The following is an 18,736-nucleotide window of genomic DNA, read 5'->3' as shown; positions in this document are numbered from 1 at the left end:
GCCGCCATCGACCCGACTTAGACGGAGAACACCATGGCCTTCAACCTGCGCAACCGGAGCCTCCTGAGTCTGATGCACCACACCAATCGGGAACTTCGCTACCTGCTCGACCTGTCGCGCGATCTGAAGCGTGCGAAGTACACAGGTACTGAGCAACAGCATCTCAAGGGTGTCAACATCGCTTTGATCTTCGAGAAGACCTCGACGCGCACACGCTGCGCGTTCGAAGTCGCAGCCTATGATCAGGGCGCCAACGTCACTTACATCGACCCCCATTCCTCCCAGATCGGCCACAAGGAAAGCATGAAAGACACGGCCCGCGTGCTGGGACGGATGTACGACGCGATCGAGTACCGGGGCTTTCATCAGGACATCGTCGAGGAACTGGCTAAGTTCGCGGGTGTCCCCGTCTTCAACGGCCTGACCGACGAATACCACCCGACCCAGATGCTAGCCGATGTGCTGACCATGCGCGAACACAGCGACAAGCCGCTGACGGAAATCCGCTATGCGTATCTCGGCGACGCTCGCAACAATATGGGCAATTCGCTGCTTCTCATCGGCGCGAAGCTCGGCATGGATGTGCGAATCGGTGCTCCAAAGTCGCTGTGGCCGACTGCGGAATATATCGAGACGTGCCAGCGGATTGGCGCCGAAACCGGTGCGCGGATCACGCTGACCGAAGACCCGAAAGCGGCCGTCGACGGCGTCGATTTCGTGCACACTGACGTGTGGGTCTCGATGGGCGAACCGGTGGAAGCCTGGGGTGAGCGCATCCAACAGTTGCTCCCGTATCAGGTCAACATGGACCTGATGAAGGCTACGCACAACCCGCAGGCCAAGTTCATGCACTGCCTGCCCGCGTTTCATAACAGCGAGACGGTGGTCGGCAAGCAGATCGCCGAAAAATATCCGGCGCTTGCGAACGGAATCGAAGTGACCGACGAAGTCTTCGAGTCACCTTTGTGCATTGCATTCGAGCAGGCGGAAAACCGCATGCACACGATCAAGGCGATCCTTGTGTCGACGCTTGCCGACATCTGAGTAATTGGGCCATGCGGCCGCGACACCGTGGCGCTCGCGTACAACGCCAGCGCCATGTTGTCATCTGACGTGTATCGGGAGGGAGTGCATCATGCGTATCGTCATTGCGTTAGGCGGTAATGCGCTGCTGCGGCGCGGTCAGCCGATGACCGCGGAATGCCAGCGTGACAACGTCCGGCTCGCCGTTAGCCAGATCGCGCTGATCGTGCCGGGCAATGAAATCGTCATTGCGCACGGTAATGGTCCACAGGTCGGCCTGCTGGCACTTCAGAGCGCAGCCTATAAAGAAGTCGAGGCGTATCCGCTCGACGTACTCGGTGCGCAGACAGAAGGCATGATCGGCTACCTAATCGAGCAGGAACTCGGCAATCTGTTGCCTTTCGAAGTACCGTTCGCCACGATTCTGACCCAGGTCGAGGTCGATCCGCACGACCCCGCTTTCGCGCGCCCCAGCAAACCGATTGGTCCGGTTTATTCGAAGGAAGAAGCCGAGCGTCTCGCCAAAGAGCGCGGCTGGAGCATCGCGCCCGACGGCCAGCATTTCCGTCGCGTCGTCGCGAGCCCGCGGCCGAGCCGAATCTTTGAAATCCGTCCGATCCGCTGGCTGCTCGAACGCGGCACGATCGTGATCTGCGCGGGCGGCGGCGGGATTCCAACCTGCTATGACGAGAAACAAAAGCTGACCGGTATCGAAGCGGTCATCGACAAGGATCTGTGCTCGGCTCTGCTTGCGTGGGAACTGGGCGCGGACATGCTAATCGTGGCGACCGATGTCGACGCGGCTTACGTCAATTGGGGTACACCAGACGAGAAAGCCATCGCGCAGGCGCACCCGGACGAGTTGGAAAAGCTCGGCTTCGCCAGTGGCTCGATGGGTCCCAAAGTCCAGGCGGCAATCGAATTCGCCCGTCAAACGGGCAAGGATGCGGTCATCGGCACCCTCGCCGATATCCAGGCCATTGCAGAGCGCCGGGCCGGTACCTGCGTGAGCACGTCTACGCCTGGCATCCACTATCGTGATACGTCTCCCGCTTAGTCGCCAGGCTCATGCCCTACACGAGACGCAGGCGAAACGCACGGATCCGCTGCCGGTTTTCCGGCCGGCCCCGACATGCGTGAGGCCTGAATTTGCCCATCAATGAGTGAGACGCGACCGGCATCGGCCGCGTCCCTCGAGTTCGGTGCCTCTTCACACGCGAGATCCGGTACATGCCACGTAGCCGAGAAGCGGGCCGTCCGCGCTGCCTACACATTTTCGCCGGGCATCAAAAATGGAATAGCCGGTGAATAGGGGACGACAACCGTCGCCACCGTGCGCCCTTCCATCTCCGCGAGTTCGATCAGTTTGACATCGTTGTGCGCGAGCAGCTCAAAGGGCTTCTTGCGGCCTGAAGTTGGGCTGGGGAAGCGTCGAAAACCCAAACGCTCGCGCGCCCGCTTGCGGAACGTGCTTCGATCTCATGGTGCACGAGCAATGCCTTCATGCCCAGGCGGCGGCGGACGGGGGCCGTGTGTGCTGTCATTGCCATTCCCCTGGGCCTGCCGTGCGTCACTCAGGCAGCGCGCTCAGACGGAAGAAGTTTCGCGTCTCGGCGTCAGGCTCGCCAAACCACCTGGAGTACATCGCGGTGAACTCCGATGATGAAAAGAGCCGGCTCAACGTCCGATCAACGAGCAGCCGCAGATCGTCGTCTCCGCGCCCAACTCCTATCGCGAGCGGCAAATACGTGAAGTGACGGTCCAGCACCGTCAGGTTGCCCGACGCGGGGCTGCTGCTGGCGACCGCGAGCAGCAGCGAGCGTTCGGCAAAGAGAACGTTCGACTGCCGGTCGAGAACCTTCCGCATCCCTGATTGGACATCGGGGACAGTGACCACGGCCGCGTTGATCTGCAACTGACCCAGCTTGGCGCCAAGCCAGCGTTGCGCGGGCGACTCCGCGACCACTGAGATGGTTTGCCGCGACAGCAGTTGCGCGGGCGCTGCACGCCAGGTCGGGTGTGAGGGGCTTACCCCCGACAAGACCTCCTTGAGTCCGAGCGGCGCATCCGAACGTAGCACCGCGCCGACGCCGCCCGGATATACCGGAATCGAGTACGACATGGCCTGCCTGCTCGTGAGCGTGTCGGCGTCACCGCACAACACGTCGATGCGGTGCTCCTGCACCGCGCGCTGACGGTCGTCGAACGGAACCGCTACCCAGTTGACACGCAGCGCGGCGAGCCCGAGCTCACTCTTGACCTGGTCGGCGATCTTCTGGCACAGCGCGACGGTATAGCCCGTGACCTGGCCATTCGCGTCCTTGTACGAAAACGGTTGTGCGTCGCCGAAATAGCCCAAGTTGATCGCACCGGACTGTTTGATCCTCGCCAGCGATCCGGTGGGCGTGGGCTCACCCGCGTGGGCGGGCGGCGGCAGCAGACCTGCCAGCACCATCAGAGCGAGTGCCAGCGCAGCCGCTGCCGAGGCCGCGCCAGCGCGCCCGGCGGAAGTCACCGAGGTAAAGCGGAAGGCCATGAAGCCGTAGATCACGTAGCCGATCGCCATGACCAGCATGCCGCCGAGCACGGCGTCCTTGCCGGAAGCGTAGATCGCGTAGACAGAATAGGCCAGCGCGACAACCGTGACGGCTGCATTGACGCGGTATTTCGCGAGCGGTGTGCCGGCATTGCGCATCATCGCGAACAGCGCCGAAAGCGAAATGATGTACGGCAGCACATTGGTGACGACCGCGAGATTGACCAGCGCGGCAAACTGCTCGCTCAGGTTCGGCGAGATCGTGGAGAGCGCCATCGCCGACTGGACGATGCCCATGATGACCATGCCCGCGATCGGCGCGCCCAGCCGGTTCGCCTTGCCGAATATGCCCGGGAACATCCTCGTGTCGGAGGCGTCCTTGGCCGTCTGCGCCAGCGTGAACTGCCAGCCGAGCAGCGAGCCTACGCAGGCGAGCGCCGCCAGCGCCATCACGATCGAACCAATCGTCGGGTTGAACATCCGCGCAAAGGCGAGACCGAATGGACCGGTCGACGCGGCGAGGTCGGCATTCGGCACGATCCCCTGGATCGCCGCGGTGGACAGGATATAGATCACCGCCGCACCGAGTGTGCCGAACATGCACGCGAGCGGCACGTCTCGTTTCGGATTCTCGACTGCCGATGAGTTCTGCACGGCCGACTCCATCCCGAGAAACGCCCACAGCGTGAGCGAAATGCTCGAGCCCATGCCCTCGCCGAGGCTGACGCCCTTGGGGTTCCAGGCGGCGGCGAACGTTGCGCCGTGAAACCAGAACCAGCCGGCGATCGAGATGAAACCGACGGGCAGGATCACGCCCCACACGGTGACGCTTCCTATGCGCCCGGTCACTTTCGGGCCGCCGAAGTTAGCGACGGTAGTGAGCCACAGCAGGGCGATCACGCCGATACAGGTAGCAATCGGCGATGACGTGAGCACCGGAAAGAACGCCGCGAGATAGCCGAGTGCCGAACTCGCCACCGCCACATTCGCGATGGCAATCGACAGAAAGTACAGGAAGAACACCTGGAAGTATCCGTCCTTGCCATAGCCTTCTTCGGCATAGGCGGCCATTCCGCCCGGGCGCTGATTGAGCAGTCCCGCTTCCGCGAAACCGTAAGCGATCGCCAGCGACCCGACTGCCGTGATCAGCCACGACAGCAGGGAGATGGCTCCCACCTTTGCCATATTGGTCGGTAGCATGATGATGCCCGATCCCATCATGTTGACCGTCACGATGAACGTCAATTGCACGACATTCATCTTTTTGGGTTGATCCGCCATGATTTCCTCCGCAGCGGTAAATCACTCAGTTCCGGTTATTCCCGGACTACGTACGTGTAAAAGCGGATACGGCCGCCCTCCCGTTCCTGGAACACTCCCTGTACTTCGTAATTGAACCCGGGGAAGCGGTTGAATGATTCCTGGAAAGCCATGAAATAGTCGAGCATCGGTTGGGCACGTTCGTCCCAACGCTCACCGGGCAAGACGACTCCGATACCCGGCGGATATATCAGCGCGAGCGTAGCGGAGATGCGCCCACGCACCTGATCGAGCGGCACATATTCGACATCGTTCGCGACCAGAGACTCGTAGGCGGCCGATGGCGGCATCGCGAGTTCGGGGAAACTCGACGCGCGAAAGCACAGCCGCTGTAGTTCTTTCACGTTCGCTTCACGGTAGAAGTTGTGCATTTCGTTGCACACCTGGCGCAGCGAGTAGCCGGCATACCGTTCGCCGTGCGCTGCGCACAAGGTCGGCAGCACTTCCGCCAGCGCGGCATCGCGATCCCACAGATTCTTGAACCTGACGAGCCTCGCGATCAGCGAATTCAGCTTGCTTTCATCCTCCGCCGGTGTCATGAGGAAAAGCACGCTGTTCAGGTCGCACTTCTCCGGAACGATGCCTTCCTCGCGCAGATAGTTCGCCACCACGGTCGCCGGTACGCCGAAGTCGAGATACTCGCCCGTGTTTCGGTCGATGCCCGGCGTCAGCAGCGTGAGCTTGTTGGGGTCCACCATCGCATAACCGTCGGCATAGCCTGCATAGCCGTGCCAGCGCGCTTCGGGGCGAAACGCCCAGCATTGCTGCTCGTGCTTGATCACGTCGGTTGGCAACGACTCCCACGCGACGTTTTCGACGTCCGTCATGAATTTCGAGTCCCGGATCGTCACGACATCGGGCACGAATGGATCGAAAAACCACCGATCCTCCCTGCACTTTCCGGTGGCCGCAAAGTAATGAACGAACTCACGAATCTTCTTGCGTGCCTCGATCCCCAGTGCGATGCAGCCGTCCCACAGCATCTCGCCGGCTTTGCCTTCATGGATCTTCGCATTCACGTCGAGCGAGGCGAACAGCGGATAGAACGGAGAAGTGCTCGCGTGAATCAGGAACGACTCGTTGAAGCGCCGGTGTTCGATGAAGCGCTTCTGGCCGCGAATATGTTCGTCGCGCTTGTGAATCTGCGACGCTTGCGAAAATCCTGCGCCCTGCTTGTGCACGGATTGCGTCGAGAACAGTCCCGGCATCTCCGGCGTCAGTTGCTCGATCCGCATCGGGCTGTGGTCTTCGAACAGCGGGTGAAACGCGTTGTAGCCGATCCATGCTTCGTCCCACAGCACGTAGTCGCACAGGTGGCCGATCTTGTTCAGCACCTTGCGCACGTTGTAGATCGTGCCGTCATAGGTGTCGAGCTGGATACAGGCAAGACGGAACGGCCGCTCCGCCCTGCTGCGCTCCGGATCGTTCACGAGCGGGTTCGCGCGGATCTGCGCGCGCAGCCAGTCTTCGTCCCATGCTTCCCAGTCGACGGCGCCGATCATCCCGAACGGATTGCGCGCGGTCGGCAGGAACACGGGAATGGCGCCCGCCTGCACAAGCGCGCCCTGATGCACCGACTTGTGATTGTTCCGGTCGAACAGCACCAGATCGCCGCGCCGAAGCACCGCACCGGTGACGATCTTGTTCGATGTGCTGGTGCCATTGAGGACGAAATAGGTCTGATCCGCGCCGAACACTTCGGCTGCGTGGCGCTCGGCATCGGCCGCCGGGCCTTCGTGAATCAGCAGGTCGCCGAGATCGACATCGGCGTTGCACAGATCGTTGCGGAAAATGCTTTCGCCGAAATACTTGAAGAAGAGCTGTCCCGCCGGCGATTTCCGATAGAACTGGCCGCCCTGATGTCCTGGGCAGTCGAACGCGATGTTGGCTTCGGCATCGTAGGCAACGAGTCCGCCGAAGAAAGGCGGCAAAAGGCTCATGCCGTACTTCACGAAGCTGGCAACGACCTGCTTCGCGTAAAAGGCGGGGGTTTGCTGACCGAGGTAAATATAGCCGTCGACTTCACCGAGGCCGCCCGCAACGACGAGGTCCGAGATGCGATGCGTGTTGGCGAGCGCCCACAGCGGTGTACGAAAGCCCAAGGATCGAACGCCAGCCGCAAGATTCCGCGCGCCCTCCATCTGCTTGCCGTCAACGCCGACGATATACGCGCCAACGTCGGCATCCTCGTTCAGATCCCGAACCGGATTGCCTGTCACTTCGACATGAATGCCCGCGAGAGCGATGTGATCGAGCAGTTCTTTCGTCTCCTGATTCTCCGGATCAACGACCGCGACCACCTTCAGCATCTTGTGAAATGGGATCGGTACGGTCGGCGCCTTGACGGAACGCGGGATCATGATCGCTTCTCCTCTACGCAACTTGATTAAAGCATCGGAAGACGGGCTTCGATTGACGCAGATCAATTGCATTCCTGACCGTCTTGCCTGCCGTTGGCAGCCATCGTAGTGACATCGCCATCCGATACTTCAGGCGGACGGCGCCGCGCCGGACAAGCCTCCGGGTGCCATTCCACTGGATCTCACGGCGTCCAGATCGGCTTCATGCAAGAACGCTTCGATCACGTCATCGACGGCGACGTGGCGTCCCATTTCGCCGACCTGCTGCTCGAGCCCCTCTGCGCGCAGGATGTCGCGCGCACTACCGTGGGCGGCGAGAATCCGCAGGCGCATCGCGCGTTTGGCAAGATCGCCGTGCATCGTCGCAAGCATGCGCGCGCCGGCGAGATCGACCGCGGGAGTGCTGGACAGGTCGCATATCACGAGTCTGATCGGCGTGTTGCTCGAGCGGATCCTGTCCCATACCGATGCCCGCACATGTTCGCTGTTGAAGTACAGCAGCGATGCCTCGACACGAAACATCAGGACACCGGGCACGGCTTCGTTCTCAGGATGACGCGCGACATCCGAATAGCGGGTCGTGCCAGGGATGCGTCCGAGGATGGCCACATGCGGATGCGCGGCACGCCTGATGAGCAGCAACATCGAGGCGAGCACCGCGAAAATCACCCCTTTGAGGATGCCCAGCATCAACACGGCCGCAAACGCCACCATCGACACCATGAACTCGTAACGACTCACCCTCCACACATGCCGCAATTCGCGAATGTCGATCAGGCCTTTAACCGCCACGAGCACGATGGCGGCCAGTACGACGTTCGGCAGGTTGGTAAGCAGGCCCGTCAGGAACATCAGGCACAGTCCGATCGCAATCGATGCGAACACCAGCGCAAGCGGCGTTTTCGCGCCAGCCTTGTCGTTCACCGAAGACTGCGACAAACCGCCCGCCACCGGATAACCCCGAAACAGGCCCGCGGCGAGGTTGGCCGCGCCGATACCCAACAGTTCCTGGCGCGCATCGATTTCATAGCCATTCTTTTGCGCGATGGCACGCGCGGCCGACACGCTTTCCACATACGAAAGCAGTAAACACGCGAACGCCAACGGAACGATGCCGTCGACGTCGCGCACCCGCAGCGGCGGAAACTGAAAATCGGGCAAGCCACGCGGTAGTTCGCCGACGACCTTGAAGCCCATCTGACCGAGTGGCGTGACCGAAAGCAGGACGATCGACAACACGACGACGACCAGTGCGACCGGTCGACCGGGCAAGAACTTCTCGCCCAATAACAGCAGGGCCAATGCACCCACGCCAAAGGCAAGCACCACGAGATGCGTGTCCGGAATCTGTCCGGCAAGAATCACGATGCGCTCGAAGAACTGCTCACCGCCTCCCTTGACGCCGAACAGTTTGGGCAGTTGCGTCAATGCGATGGTCAGCGCGGCGCCGGCCTTGAAACCGAGCAGGATCGTCTCGCTGATGAAGTTGACGAGTGAGCTTAGCCGCAGAAGCCACGCAAGCACGCACATGAGCGCAATTAGTATCGCGGTCAACGCCGCGATCGACGCGAATCGGCCTGGGTCGCCTCCCGCCATGTCGGCAACGGTCACGCCTACCAGCATCGAAATGGCCGAAGTTGGACCGATGGCCAATTGGCGCGACGAGCCGAAAAGCGCGTAGAAAAGGCCTCCGACCAGATAGCAATAGATGCCGTATTGTGGTGGCAAGCCGGCCAGCGTCGCATAAGCGAGAGACACGGGTATGCCATAGGCCGCGAGTGTCACACCCGCGATGACATCCGAGGAAAGCCACTGCAACTGATAGCTGGGCAGCCATTGCGCCGGTGGAAAAATCGCGCGCCAGCCGTGGGCGGGCGCCTCGTCGTCCACCTCGACGATGGAAACCTGTTCATCCGCCATCGCCCTCTCCTTTTTTGCGGTGTTGAAACAGTTCAGTCTCAAGCCCCGAGGCGACCTCGAATCGGGCGTCTCGAACGCTGCGTTGCGCACGTCCTCAGGGTATCGTCGGGCCGGCTCGTGCACCCCGCGAAGGAAACGGCGTCATGTTCGGGTTCGTCCCGTCGGGGCTCGCAAGTGATGCCGCGTCTGTGTCCATGATCGCCGGCATCAGAATGAAATCGCGTTCCCGTTCAGGCATTCTTTCGATAGCGTGCAGCGTCACCCTGGTGGTCCAACACACGTCGGACGGCGTGGACAGTTCAGGGTGCGCCGTATACGAGTGATACCGGTCAAGGTTGACCGGATCGGCGTCCAGCTCGATGACGATTTCGCTCGACAGCACGTCGACTGCCGCTGAATATTGCTGCGGGGTTGGCAACCTTACCGGAATGCCGGACTCGCCACTCACGAGAACCTTATAGATCAGTCGCAGATAGAGTTCTGCATCCACGTCAGACATCTGGGCAAGCGTGATCCGATTCATCACAGCATTTATATCGACGAGGCCAAAGCAGTTGACGGGAACGAATTCATCGAGCAAATGGGCGAACAATTTCACGTAGGTCAGTCGGTCCGCGGGCGTCAGACGGGCGAGTCCGCTCGACATCAACGCTTCGCGTTTGGTCTCGTCAAGAAACACCTCTTCGAGCCCACGGACGCCACCGGGAATCCGCCGCTCGATGGCCGGATCCTGCTCGACCTTCTCCAACCACGCAGCAACGATGCGCGCTTTTGTCGAGTCACGCGCAATGCCGTATTGGCCCAACGCAGCGCTCAGATCCGGACCGCCCAACCACGCTGGGGCGGACACACTTGGCGCATTGTCGGGTAACAGACTATCAAGATTCCGATGAATCGCCGCACCCGCGGCTAGCGATAAAAGCAGCGCGAGCGATCCGGATAGCCGCAGCGCGTTCCGCTTCGCGGCCAGAAAGTATCGACGGATCACTTCGATTCTCCAGCAAACGATAAGGCCACCGAGCCCTCTCAAAACGCGAGCAAGGCTATTCCCACGCCGCGTTCAACGATGAAACAGAGCCAAAGCCGCAACGGCGCCAGCATGCCTGGTCCTCAGCCGTCGCTTGTATGCGGTCCTCACGAATCGTACGAATAAACTCGCGATAGTCCTGCCTGTTTTGGGAGCTGTATTCCGTTGCGAACTCGGTGATCGCATCGTCGAAGGTCTGGCCCGAGCCCTATGAGCGCCGTGTCGCTATGCGGCAATTCCTGATGCTCCGCCGCAATCACGACACTTGCCGCGAGCCGCTTAAGATCCCATTCGAAGGGGGCCGGCAGCGTCTCATCCAGGTTATTGATGTCGAAGATCACATGTTCGATAGCGAGCCGCGGTTGTGCTTTTATCGCCTGATGTTTTGCGCGACATGGCTTTGTCCATGATCTCTCCCACTGGCACGACCCTCTGTTCTGAAGCTGCAGCGCCCACCGTGTTTCTAACCGGCAGGAATCGTCGAGAAGACTCGATGCGTCCTTAAAGCGCGCCTACTTGCAGCTTAAGATACGCAAGCGATTGGGCGCCTTTTTGATGCACGTCAACGTTGTTGGATTGCTGGAAGCGAAGCCGATGACATGCTCCCCGGGGCATCGACATCGCTAGCGTGTCGGAGAAAACGCGCAACTCGCGGTGGTGGCGCTCGTTTTCGCGCTCGCGTGGGTCAGCAATCGACTTCACTCCTGGCCACATTCAGGAATCAGAGCCCCTCGGCGGTCGCTGGTCCAGCGCCGATCGTCTCGTGCTCGTGCTCGCGCTCCGGCGCATCATGACCCAATGGCGCGATCGACCTGGCATACCGGACGGCGGCAGGAAGCGCCGTGAGTCCGTGAGCGAAGATGCTGAGCAGAACCGTCGCCATGACCACCAGCTTGATGGTGGGCGCTCCGGGCAGGTCCGCTTCCCGCTCGAGATAGACAAGCCCGAGAACGATCGAGGCGAGGCCTCGCGGGCCAAACCATCCCATGAACAGCACGGTCGGCCAGCTCAAGCGCGTACCTCGTAGCGCGATCGCGACCGGAACGATGCGGATCACCGTCAGGCTCAGCACGCTATAGATCACGATGGTGAAACTGAACTGGGTCCAGACACGGGTAACCAGCAGCCCGAACAGGAAGAAGACGAAATAGTTGAAGAGTTGCCCCCAGTCTTCGGCGAACTCCACGCTATGCTTACCCACTTCACGGAAGCCGGCCTGTGCCGCGAGGCCTGCCACGAACGCGGCGATGAACATGCTTGCGGCCGTGGCCTCCGAAGCCACCATGCAGACAAGCGGCAGCGCCACCACGCCGAGTTGCGCGACCGGTTCGGCCATCCATTCCTTTCGACGAGCGAGACCCAGCAGCCAGCCACCCAGCAGTCCGATGGCGAGTCCCAGCAGCGTTCCGTAGCCAAGCTGCTCGATCAGAAAGCGCGTCAGCACCGTGCCGCCCCGGCTTGTTTCCCGTGCCTCCGCCAATGCGACGAAAAACATCAGGAAGGGCACCGAGAGTCCGTCATTCAGACCCGCCTCCACATTCAACGCCTGACGGATTCGATGCGGAACATGCGGGCTGTTCACGATGACCTGTCCGAGACCGGCGTCGGTCGGAGCCAGAATCGCGGCGATGATGCCCGCCTCCCACCAGGTCAGCGTTCTGAAAACGACCATCGCACCCAGCACGCCAAGCACAATGGTAAGCAGCATGCCGGTGCTCAGCAGGCGCATCGGCAGATTTGTCTCGCCCTTGAGCATGCTCGGGCGAACTCTCGAAGCATCGGTGAAGAGCGTCATGACGAGCCCCAGTTCGGCCACCAGCAGAAGGTCTTTGCGGTCGAGCGCGAGTTCGTCGAGCGCCCCATGTGAGACAGCCATCAGCGCACCGAACGCCGTGAACAGCATGGGTGCCGTGATGACCGTCCGCTCAAGTCGCCGGGAAATCAGACTGTAGAAGAAGACCAACGAGATGAACGCGGCGATGACGATCATGAACCATCTCCTTTGCTGCTGTGTTAGACCGTTCGCGCCTGACGCTGTCGGTATCCACGTCGGCCATCGTCTCAGCTGAAGAGCGATTCGTATATCAGAACGCCGGGCGAGGACCTGCTGATTGATCCAGGTCAAACCTCGTGAGTGTGTGGCTTCCCGGGACATCTCGATCGGTTCGTCATCGTCGTGTTCGTGACCATCGCAGGCTTCTCTCGTATCGCGCAGCCCGATCAGCGACGAGCTCGACACGAGGAAGGTCAGCGTGCCGAGCGTGAGCGGCAGCCAGCCGCCGTTCGACGAATTCTTCGGTAATCTGTATCACCTCAATGGCAAGGGCTTCTTCTATTTCACCGACGACGGCGACCTCGCCTGCCTGCGCTTCGACAACTGGAAGGTCGTGTTCATGGAGCAGCGCACGGCCGGCACGCTGAGGATCTGGGCCGAACCGCTCGTCAGGCAGCGCGTGCCGAAAGTCTTCAACCTGCGAACGGATCCGTACGAACGCGCCGATGTCACCTCCAATACATACTATGACTGGCTGCTCGATCACGTTTTCATCCTCGTTCCGGCGCAGGCGGGCGTGGCCGAATTCCTTCAGACGTTCAAGGAATAGCCGCCGCGCCAGAAAGCGGCGAGTTTCGGCGTGGACCAGGTGATCGAGAAAATGATGGATGCGGCGGGCGGCGGGCATCGCCAGGCGAGCCGCGCAAGGTTCTTCCGGCAGGCCGGACCGGGCGACGTGAGGCCGAACGCCGTCTGGCCCCGCGCGTAGCCAGGATATGCGATGAACGTCAAGGCGCTGATTCTCCTCGTGCTCCAGATCGCCATCGCGGGAACGGTGTTCTCCTACGGTCTGCAGGCGAGACGCGAAGACCTGCTGTACGTCGTCGGCCGGCCCGGCCTGCTGCTGCGCTCGCTGGTCGCGATGCTGGTGGTGATGCCGTTGCTCGTGGTCGCGTGCGTGTACTACCTCGACCTGCCGCAGCCGACCGCCGTCGTCCTGAGCGCGCTGGCCATCTCGCCAGTGCCCCCGCTGCTGCCGAAGAAGGAAAACGAGGCGGCCGTCCCGCGTTATGGCCTCGGTGGCGTTCGTGCTCGCGGGCCTCGCCGTCGGGCACTGTCTAGGGGCGCCGGAGCCCAGGCATTCGATGGTACTGGCGCTGTCGACCTCCTCGCGCCATCCCGCCATCGCCCTGGCCATTTCCGCGGCCAACTATCCCGGCGAGCAGTTCGCACCCACGCTGGCGCTGTATCTGATCCTGTGCACGGTTCTGGCTATCCCCTACGTGAAATGGCAACGAAGCCGTTCGGCCCCAACCTCCGGCAAGCCATCGAGGTGACGACACCGGATCGTCGGGATCTTCACTGCGATTCCGGCGTCTCCAATCCGAGCCGCCACGTTAGATTCGCGCGAGCACGCACCTCGCATCGCGTATGGAAATAGTCTGTGAAATAGATGCGCGGTCGTGCAAGCAGGCTGCCCAGGAACCTTCGTTCCTGCATCTCATACGCGCGGTCGTCGAGATCGGCGCGCTCGCTGCGCACGCGCACGCCTTCCGCGAGAAACCGGGACCTCGCTGCGCCTAGCACGGCCAGGTCGATGTCGCACGCAAAGCGATCATCGAGTTCTTCCGGCACACCGGTATGTCGGGTGGCGAGGATCATTTCGCAGATGCGCTCACACATCGCCACGCGATCGTCGGCCGAGCGTCGAAGCCAGTCAGCGCTGCGCGGCTCGTTGTCGCCCGCGCCCGGAACATAGATCACGTCGTGGCACCACAACGCAAGTTCCACGAGATCGGGATGGGGGATGGTGCTCCGCACCAGATCGAAATAGCGCAGACAGCGGTGAACGTGACCCAACGTGTGATAGTGACGAAGGAGTTCCCCATAACGTTGCGCGAGATCGGCATAGACAGCCTCGCCGCGCGCGCCCCCGTTGCGCGACCATAACTCGACGAAGCGTTCCTGCATGTTAGTCATCTCCGCTCCTTTGCGCACTTCGCCACCCCACGACTGCGCAACGCCTCCTGCAAACAGATACTTAGAGAAACTCCTTAGGATGTCAATGCTCGAGCGCTCGCCGATATCCGCGTAGTGCTGCGTCAGCCATGCATCGGCTTCCCTTCGGCCGTTGTCGCGGTTCGCACAGGAAATCCCAGTCCGCACGGGCGAGCGGCACATTGACTCCAGGAACGCGTCTGGATGAGGAAAGCCTCGCCGCGCGGTGACCGGTCTCAGGCAGACGTCTGTACGAACACACCGCCTGGCCCTGCGGTTGGCTCCTTGGCAACGTTGCTGGCAAGCGTCTGTAAAAAAATCTGGAGCGACGTCCCCTTGCCTGTTTCCGATGAGCCAAACAGGTTGTTGAATTCCTGCTCCAGACTCGCGATCGCCGTGTTCGACGATGTCGTCGAGTCGGCCACCCTCGTCCCGCTCACGTTTGCGGACTGGCTGCCGGCAGCACCTACGCCCTGCGCGAGCGATCGTAGCGCTTGAGCAAGGGTCTTGAAGCAAGCCGCCACAGATAATCCATTCTTCAGGCCGCCAGGATTATTCTGCAATGCAGATGAAGAATCGGAGCCTTGCTGCTGGATGGAGAGTGTCTGAAAGATCTGTCCGACAAAATTCTTAAAGTCAGAGTTAATATCAGCAGCCGTATTGGTATCGGACGACGTGCCCGAGGTACTACCGCTCGAGTACGGCAGGGTGAGCCCCAATTGGGCAAATGTTTGAACGAGCGCTTTCACCAAGGGGCTCTCCGGTGGTGGCGACTTGGCGATTACCTGCCACAGTTCTTCCATCGGCTGGCCGAGTCCCGGCACTTGTCCTGACTCCAGCAACGCCGGGATACCGACCGGGCTCGTGGCAAGAACTGCTGAGGCTGGGAGTAGCGTGTTGGAAATCATCGAAAGTTCCGGCTAATTTTTCTGTTGTGGACGAAAGCTCTACACTTCTCCGACTGCGCTTTGCTCACGCAGTCCTTCACGCTCCCACCGGTGCAACGGTGAGAAGGCTTTCTACGGGCACGCCCGAACGCTTCAATGCCGCGGCGGTTTTTCATCGAAGGCAATCCGCCCCGCGGGGAGAAAAGTGAGCGACTCGCTTTCCACTCCATATTTCGCATTCAGCCATTGCTCGAGTTCCATGCTCGCAGTCATGTCCTTGACCTCTTGCAGAAACGGAATCAAACGGGCGACAAGTTCGTCTTTGCGATTTGAAAATAGAGTCTGGGACATGTTTGACATGGCGGCTGTGAACGTCAGCGAACCCCGATGGAGTTGGGCGTAAAAGGTCTCTCTGGAACTACGACAGACCGGAACGGATGGAGCGCGGCCGCCGTGCCAATGGCCGCGAACAAGGATTGTTGCTCACGGTGCCCATTCAATCCATAATCAATCGACCAAATTTCCTATTGAATCGTACAAATTTTTCATGGACCCGCTTTCCGATGTGCTCTCCCTTTTGAAGGTCAAAAGCGTGCTTTCAGCCCGCTTTGAGGCTGCTGGTCCGTGGGCCCTCCGATTTCCCCCCTATCGCCATTTGAAATTCGGCGGCGTCATCAAGGGCGCTCGATGGATCTGGATTGAAGGCGTCACGCGACCCGCGAAAATGCAGGAGGGAGACTTCTGTCTCCTCACCGACGGATCGCCCTACTGTTTTGCGAGCGAGCCCGGCGTGGAACTGCAAGATGGGGAGAAGGTGTTTGCAAGTCACCTGGATGCGGACGGGATCGTTCGCTATGGAACTGGAGACATGCACACGATTAGCGTCGGAGGACAGTTCGAATTCGACGGTGACATGAGCGGCTTACTGCTCAATTTTCTGCCTCCGCTGGTGCACGTTTCCGCGGATTCCCCGGATGCGAGATCATTGGGCGCGGCCCTCGAATTGATCAGGGCAGAGACAGAGTCGGTTCGTCCCGGAGCGGCAGCGATGGCGGGCAGCATCGCGAATATTGTGCTGGTGAACATCCTGCGAGCTCATCTTGCCGCCAGTCCTCGGTCAGCGGGCTGGCTAGGCGCGTTGTCCGATCCAAGGATCGGGTCCGCACTAGGGATGGTGCATGAAGAAATAGCACGCCGCTGGAAGGTGGAGGAATTGGCATTGAAGGTCGGCATGTCACGCACGGCGTTCATCGAGCGCTTCAAGGATCTCGTTGGATTGCCTCCGCTGGAATATCTGATCCGCTGGCGCATGACGATTGCGAGGGATGCGTTGAAAACGGGCAATGACAATCTCTCTGCCATTGCCGCCGCCGTAGGCTACGCGTCCGAAACAACTTTCAGTTCGACTTTCAAAAGGGTGTTTGGTCAGAGCCCCAGCCGGTACCGCTCGGAAGCACGAAGCAAGACTTGAATGAGCGGCATGGGTTGATCGGAGAGCGCCTGGCTGCCGAAGTTCCTGCGGCTAACTACGGAACCGTTCAACGCGAAACGGACGCGCATCCGCACAGGTCGGTGTCCCGGTCATCATCTCCGCCAGCAGTCGCCCGGTCACGGGTCCCAGGGTCAAGCCATGGTGGTTGTGACCGAATGCAAACCACAACCCGGGATGACGCGGCGCGCGTCCAATGACGGGGCGCATGTCGGGTGTGCAAGGACGCAGGCCGAGCCACGGACTCGCGTCGAGTCGCTCACCCAGACCGAAGCTCGGCCGGGCGGTGCGCTCCGCGCGTTCGAGCTGGATGCCCGTCGGCCTGGCGTCACGCCGCGCGATCTCGACCCCCGTGGTCAGCCGCAAGCGCCCTTCCATCGGCGCCACCACGTAGCCCTGCTCCGCGTCGACGAATGGCATCGACAACATCTGCCGGGTGGGACGGTAGTGCATGTGATAACCGCGCTTCGCGCGCAAAGGAATGCGGTAACCAAGCGGTGCGAAAACGCGGTCAGACCATGGACCGAGCGCCAGCACGACTTCTTTTGCGCTGATCCGGCCCGACGCTGTCTGAACCGTCCACGCGCCCGCTTGCGCCGTTAGCGTGGTGGCGTCGCCGGTGAACACCGTCCCGCCGCCTGCTTCGAAAAGGCCCGCATAACCTTTGGTCAGTGCCCCTGGATTGACGATGCTCTTCGGGTCCTGCCAATGCAACGCGCCACAAAAGCCGTCCGCGAGACCCGGCTCGCGCGCGGCCAGCGCCGCCGAATCCAGCACCGCGACCCGCAAGCCATAGGTCTTGCCAGTCAATGCGGCGGCCGCCGCCTGCCGCGAAAATTCCGCTGGGGTGCGATAGGCGTCGATCCAGCCGCTGTCGCGAATGAGATGTCCGAGTTGCGCGCGCTCGATGAGCCGATCATGTTCCGCAACGCTTTGCTGGATCAACGGCAACATGTCGCGCGAGGTGGCCATCAAGCGCTCGGGCGACGATTCCCACCAGAAGCGCGCCAGCCAGCTCGCAAAGTGCGGCAACGCCCGATAGTCCCAGTACAGGTCGGTCGAGCGATTCTTCGCATAGCGCAGAAACGTGCCGAAATCGCGCGGAAAACCGTAGGGAACCACCGAGGAGCTTTCAAGCAGACCCGCGTTGCCGAAGCTGGTCTCTTCGCCCGGAGCGCGCCGGTCCACCAGTGCCACCCGGCGGCCGCGGTCCTGCAACTGCAGCGCGGACGATACGCCGACAATCCCGGCGCCCAGCACTATCACATCGAAATCCATACACTCGCTTCGCTTCTTCTGTCAGGACTGGACGCCGGGTTGCCGCGTCTTGCGCAGCAAGCCGGTGCGAAACCTCTGGCGCCGGCTCGCGGATCCGTTACTTCGCGATGATGTCGTTGTTGAAATACTTCTGCGAAAGACTGCTCAACGTGCCGTCTTTCTTCAGCGCGTCGAGCGCGGCATTGACTTTCGCGGCCAGCGCCTTGTCGGCCTTGCGCAAGCCCCAGCCAGTGCCCTCGCCGAGCGTTGCCGGATCGCTGAGCGGCTTGCCGACGATCGCATAGTCGTGGCCCTCGGGCTTGGCGAGCAAACCGTCCTGCACAGTTTGCGCTTCCTGTACGGCGGCGTCGAGGCGACCGCCAAGCAGGTCGGCGTAGACCTGATCCTGGTCCTGGTACGAGACGACCGTTACGCCGGCATTCGCCCAGTGAGCTTTGAGGAAATCTTCCTGCGACGAGCCCTGCAACACGCCCACCCGTTTGCCCTGCAGACTTTTCACGTCGGGCAACAGGCCGGAGCCACGTCGGGCCACCATCACGATCGGCACGATATAGATCGGTTTCGTGAATTCAATCGATTGCTTGCGCTTGTCGGTGATGTTCATCGCGGAATTGATCACGTCGAATTTGCGGGCTTCCAACGCGGGAATCAGTCCATCGAACGCATTTTCGACCCACACGCACTTCACGCCCAACTTCGTGCAGACCGCTTTGCCGACGTCGACGTCGAAGCCCTGCAACTGCCCGCTCGGCGACTTGCTTTCGAACGGCGGGTAGGCTGCCTCGATGCCGAAGCGCAAGGTGTCCTGAGCCTGCGCGCCGACGGTCCCTAGCGAGCCCGCCAGCGCAGCAGCGACGATAAGTGAAAGTTGAAGCTTCCGAAACATAAGAGGTTCCCCAGGTGTT

15 protein-coding genes and 4 pseudogenes are annotated in these 18,736 nt (G+C 61.1%); 5 read left to right on the top strand and 14 right to left on the bottom strand.

Features of this window, described 5'->3' with window-relative positions; all coding sequences use genetic code 11:
- Nucleotides 1–33 precede the first annotated feature (33 nt).
- Nucleotides 34–1,044, top strand: coding sequence for an ornithine carbamoyltransferase (locus L0U84_RS24795; protein ID WP_233853601.1), 1,011 nt, complete (start codon nucleotides 34–36; stop codon nucleotides 1,042–1,044).
- A 91-nt stretch (nucleotides 1,045–1,135) separates the two neighbouring features.
- Nucleotides 1,136–2,080 (top strand): carbamate kinase, encoded by a 945-nt coding sequence (gene arcC, locus L0U84_RS24790; protein ID WP_233853599.1) that lies wholly within the window; start codon nucleotides 1,136–1,138, stop codon nucleotides 2,078–2,080.
- A 177-nt stretch (nucleotides 2,081–2,257) separates the two neighbouring features.
- Here the strand turns inward: arcC and L0U84_RS24785 are convergent.
- The 8 genes and pseudogenes from L0U84_RS24785 to L0U84_RS24755 form a co-directional block, all read right to left on the bottom strand.
- Nucleotides 2,258–2,464 (bottom strand): annotated as a pseudogene (locus L0U84_RS24785) (hypothetical protein); the annotation flags it as partial.
- 129 nt (nucleotides 2,465–2,593) lie between these two features.
- Nucleotides 2,594–4,840, bottom strand: a complete 2,247-nt coding sequence (gene potE, locus L0U84_RS24780) for a putrescine-ornithine antiporter (RefSeq protein ID WP_233853597.1) — start codon at nucleotides 4,838–4,840, stop codon at nucleotides 2,594–2,596.
- A gap of 35 nt (nucleotides 4,841–4,875) precedes the next feature.
- Nucleotides 4,876–7,239: an ornithine decarboxylase gene (gene speC, locus L0U84_RS24775; RefSeq protein ID WP_233853589.1), complete on the bottom strand. Its 2,364-nt coding sequence runs from the start codon at nucleotides 7,237–7,239 to the stop codon at nucleotides 4,876–4,878.
- Nucleotides 7,240–7,368: 129 nt separating this feature from the next.
- A complete protein-coding gene (locus L0U84_RS24770; protein ID WP_233853588.1) occupies nucleotides 7,369–9,159 on the bottom strand; it encodes a SulP family inorganic anion transporter in 1,791 nt (596 codons plus the stop codon).
- A gap of 94 nt (nucleotides 9,160–9,253) precedes the next feature.
- Nucleotides 9,254–9,964: a hypothetical protein gene (locus L0U84_RS24765; RefSeq protein WP_233853587.1), complete on the bottom strand. Its 711-nt coding sequence runs from the start codon at nucleotides 9,962–9,964 to the stop codon at nucleotides 9,254–9,256.
- Between the two features lie 238 nt (nucleotides 9,965–10,202).
- A pseudogene (locus L0U84_RS44040) lies at nucleotides 10,203–10,382 on the bottom strand (hypothetical protein); the annotation flags it as partial.
- 13 nt (nucleotides 10,383–10,395) lie between these two features.
- Nucleotides 10,396–10,530 (bottom strand): annotated as a pseudogene (locus L0U84_RS44035) (DUF2252 family protein); the annotation flags it as partial.
- 377 nt (nucleotides 10,531–10,907) lie between these two features.
- The gene (locus tag L0U84_RS24755) at nucleotides 10,908–12,176 is read right to left on the bottom strand and encodes a cation:proton antiporter (protein WP_233853584.1); all 1,269 of its coding nucleotides are present in this window, start codon (nucleotides 12,174–12,176) and stop codon (nucleotides 10,908–10,910) included.
- A 262-nt stretch (nucleotides 12,177–12,438) separates the two neighbouring features.
- Between L0U84_RS24755 and L0U84_RS24750 the strand changes: the two genes are divergently transcribed.
- A complete protein-coding gene (locus L0U84_RS24750) occupies nucleotides 12,439–12,789 on the top strand; it encodes a hypothetical protein (protein ID WP_233853580.1) in 351 nt (116 codons plus the stop codon).
- Here L0U84_RS24750 and L0U84_RS24745 read toward each other — a convergent pair.
- Nucleotides 12,771–12,971, bottom strand: a complete 201-nt coding sequence (locus tag L0U84_RS24745; RefSeq protein WP_233853578.1) for a hypothetical protein — start codon at nucleotides 12,969–12,971, stop codon at nucleotides 12,771–12,773. The two genes, L0U84_RS24750 and L0U84_RS24745, sit on opposite strands and share 19 nt — an antisense overlap.
- Here L0U84_RS24745 and L0U84_RS24740 point away from each other — a divergent pair.
- Nucleotides 12,961–13,620, top strand: a complete 660-nt coding sequence (locus tag L0U84_RS24740; protein WP_233853576.1) for a hypothetical protein — start codon at nucleotides 12,961–12,963, stop codon at nucleotides 13,618–13,620. The two genes, L0U84_RS24745 and L0U84_RS24740, sit on opposite strands and share 11 nt — an antisense overlap.
- Here L0U84_RS24740 and L0U84_RS24735 read toward each other — a convergent pair.
- The 3 genes and pseudogenes from L0U84_RS24735 to L0U84_RS24720 all read right to left on the bottom strand — a co-directional run.
- Nucleotides 13,539–14,159 carry an HD domain-containing protein gene (locus L0U84_RS24735; protein WP_233856772.1) on the bottom strand — a complete coding sequence of 207 codons (621 nt, stop codon included), beginning with the start codon at nucleotides 14,157–14,159 and terminating at the stop codon, nucleotides 13,539–13,541. The two genes, L0U84_RS24740 and L0U84_RS24735, sit on opposite strands and share 82 nt — an antisense overlap.
- A 254-nt stretch (nucleotides 14,160–14,413) precedes the next feature.
- The gene (locus L0U84_RS24725; RefSeq protein ID WP_233853574.1) at nucleotides 14,414–15,085 is read right to left on the bottom strand and encodes a hypothetical protein; all 672 of its coding nucleotides are present in this window, start codon (nucleotides 15,083–15,085) and stop codon (nucleotides 14,414–14,416) included.
- A gap of 192 nt (nucleotides 15,086–15,277) precedes the next feature.
- Nucleotides 15,278–15,415, bottom strand: a pseudogene (locus L0U84_RS24720) (DUF4863 family protein); the annotation flags it as partial.
- 196 nt (nucleotides 15,416–15,611) lie between these two features.
- Here L0U84_RS24720 and L0U84_RS24715 point away from each other — a divergent pair.
- Entirely contained in the window at nucleotides 15,612–16,535 is a 924-nt protein-coding gene (locus tag L0U84_RS24715; RefSeq protein WP_233853570.1) for an AraC family transcriptional regulator, read from the top strand.
- A 51-nt stretch (nucleotides 16,536–16,586) separates the two neighbouring features.
- Here L0U84_RS24715 and L0U84_RS24710 read toward each other — a convergent pair whose 3' ends face one another.
- Nucleotides 16,587–17,831, bottom strand: a complete 1,245-nt coding sequence (locus L0U84_RS24710; RefSeq protein WP_233853568.1) for an NAD(P)/FAD-dependent oxidoreductase — start codon at nucleotides 17,829–17,831, stop codon at nucleotides 16,587–16,589.
- A 97-nt stretch (nucleotides 17,832–17,928) separates the two neighbouring features.
- Nucleotides 17,929–18,717: an ABC transporter substrate-binding protein gene (locus tag L0U84_RS24705; protein ID WP_233853566.1), complete on the bottom strand. Its 789-nt coding sequence runs from the start codon at nucleotides 18,715–18,717 to the stop codon at nucleotides 17,929–17,931.
- Nucleotides 18,718–18,736: the final 19 nt, after the last annotated feature.

The sequence above is a fragment of the Paraburkholderia sp. HD33-4 genome (assembly GCF_021390635.1).
In the GTDB taxonomy this organism is placed as follows: Bacteria; Pseudomonadota; Gammaproteobacteria; order Burkholderiales; family Burkholderiaceae; genus Paraburkholderia.
This window is presented reverse-complemented; position numbering and strand designations above follow the sequence as displayed.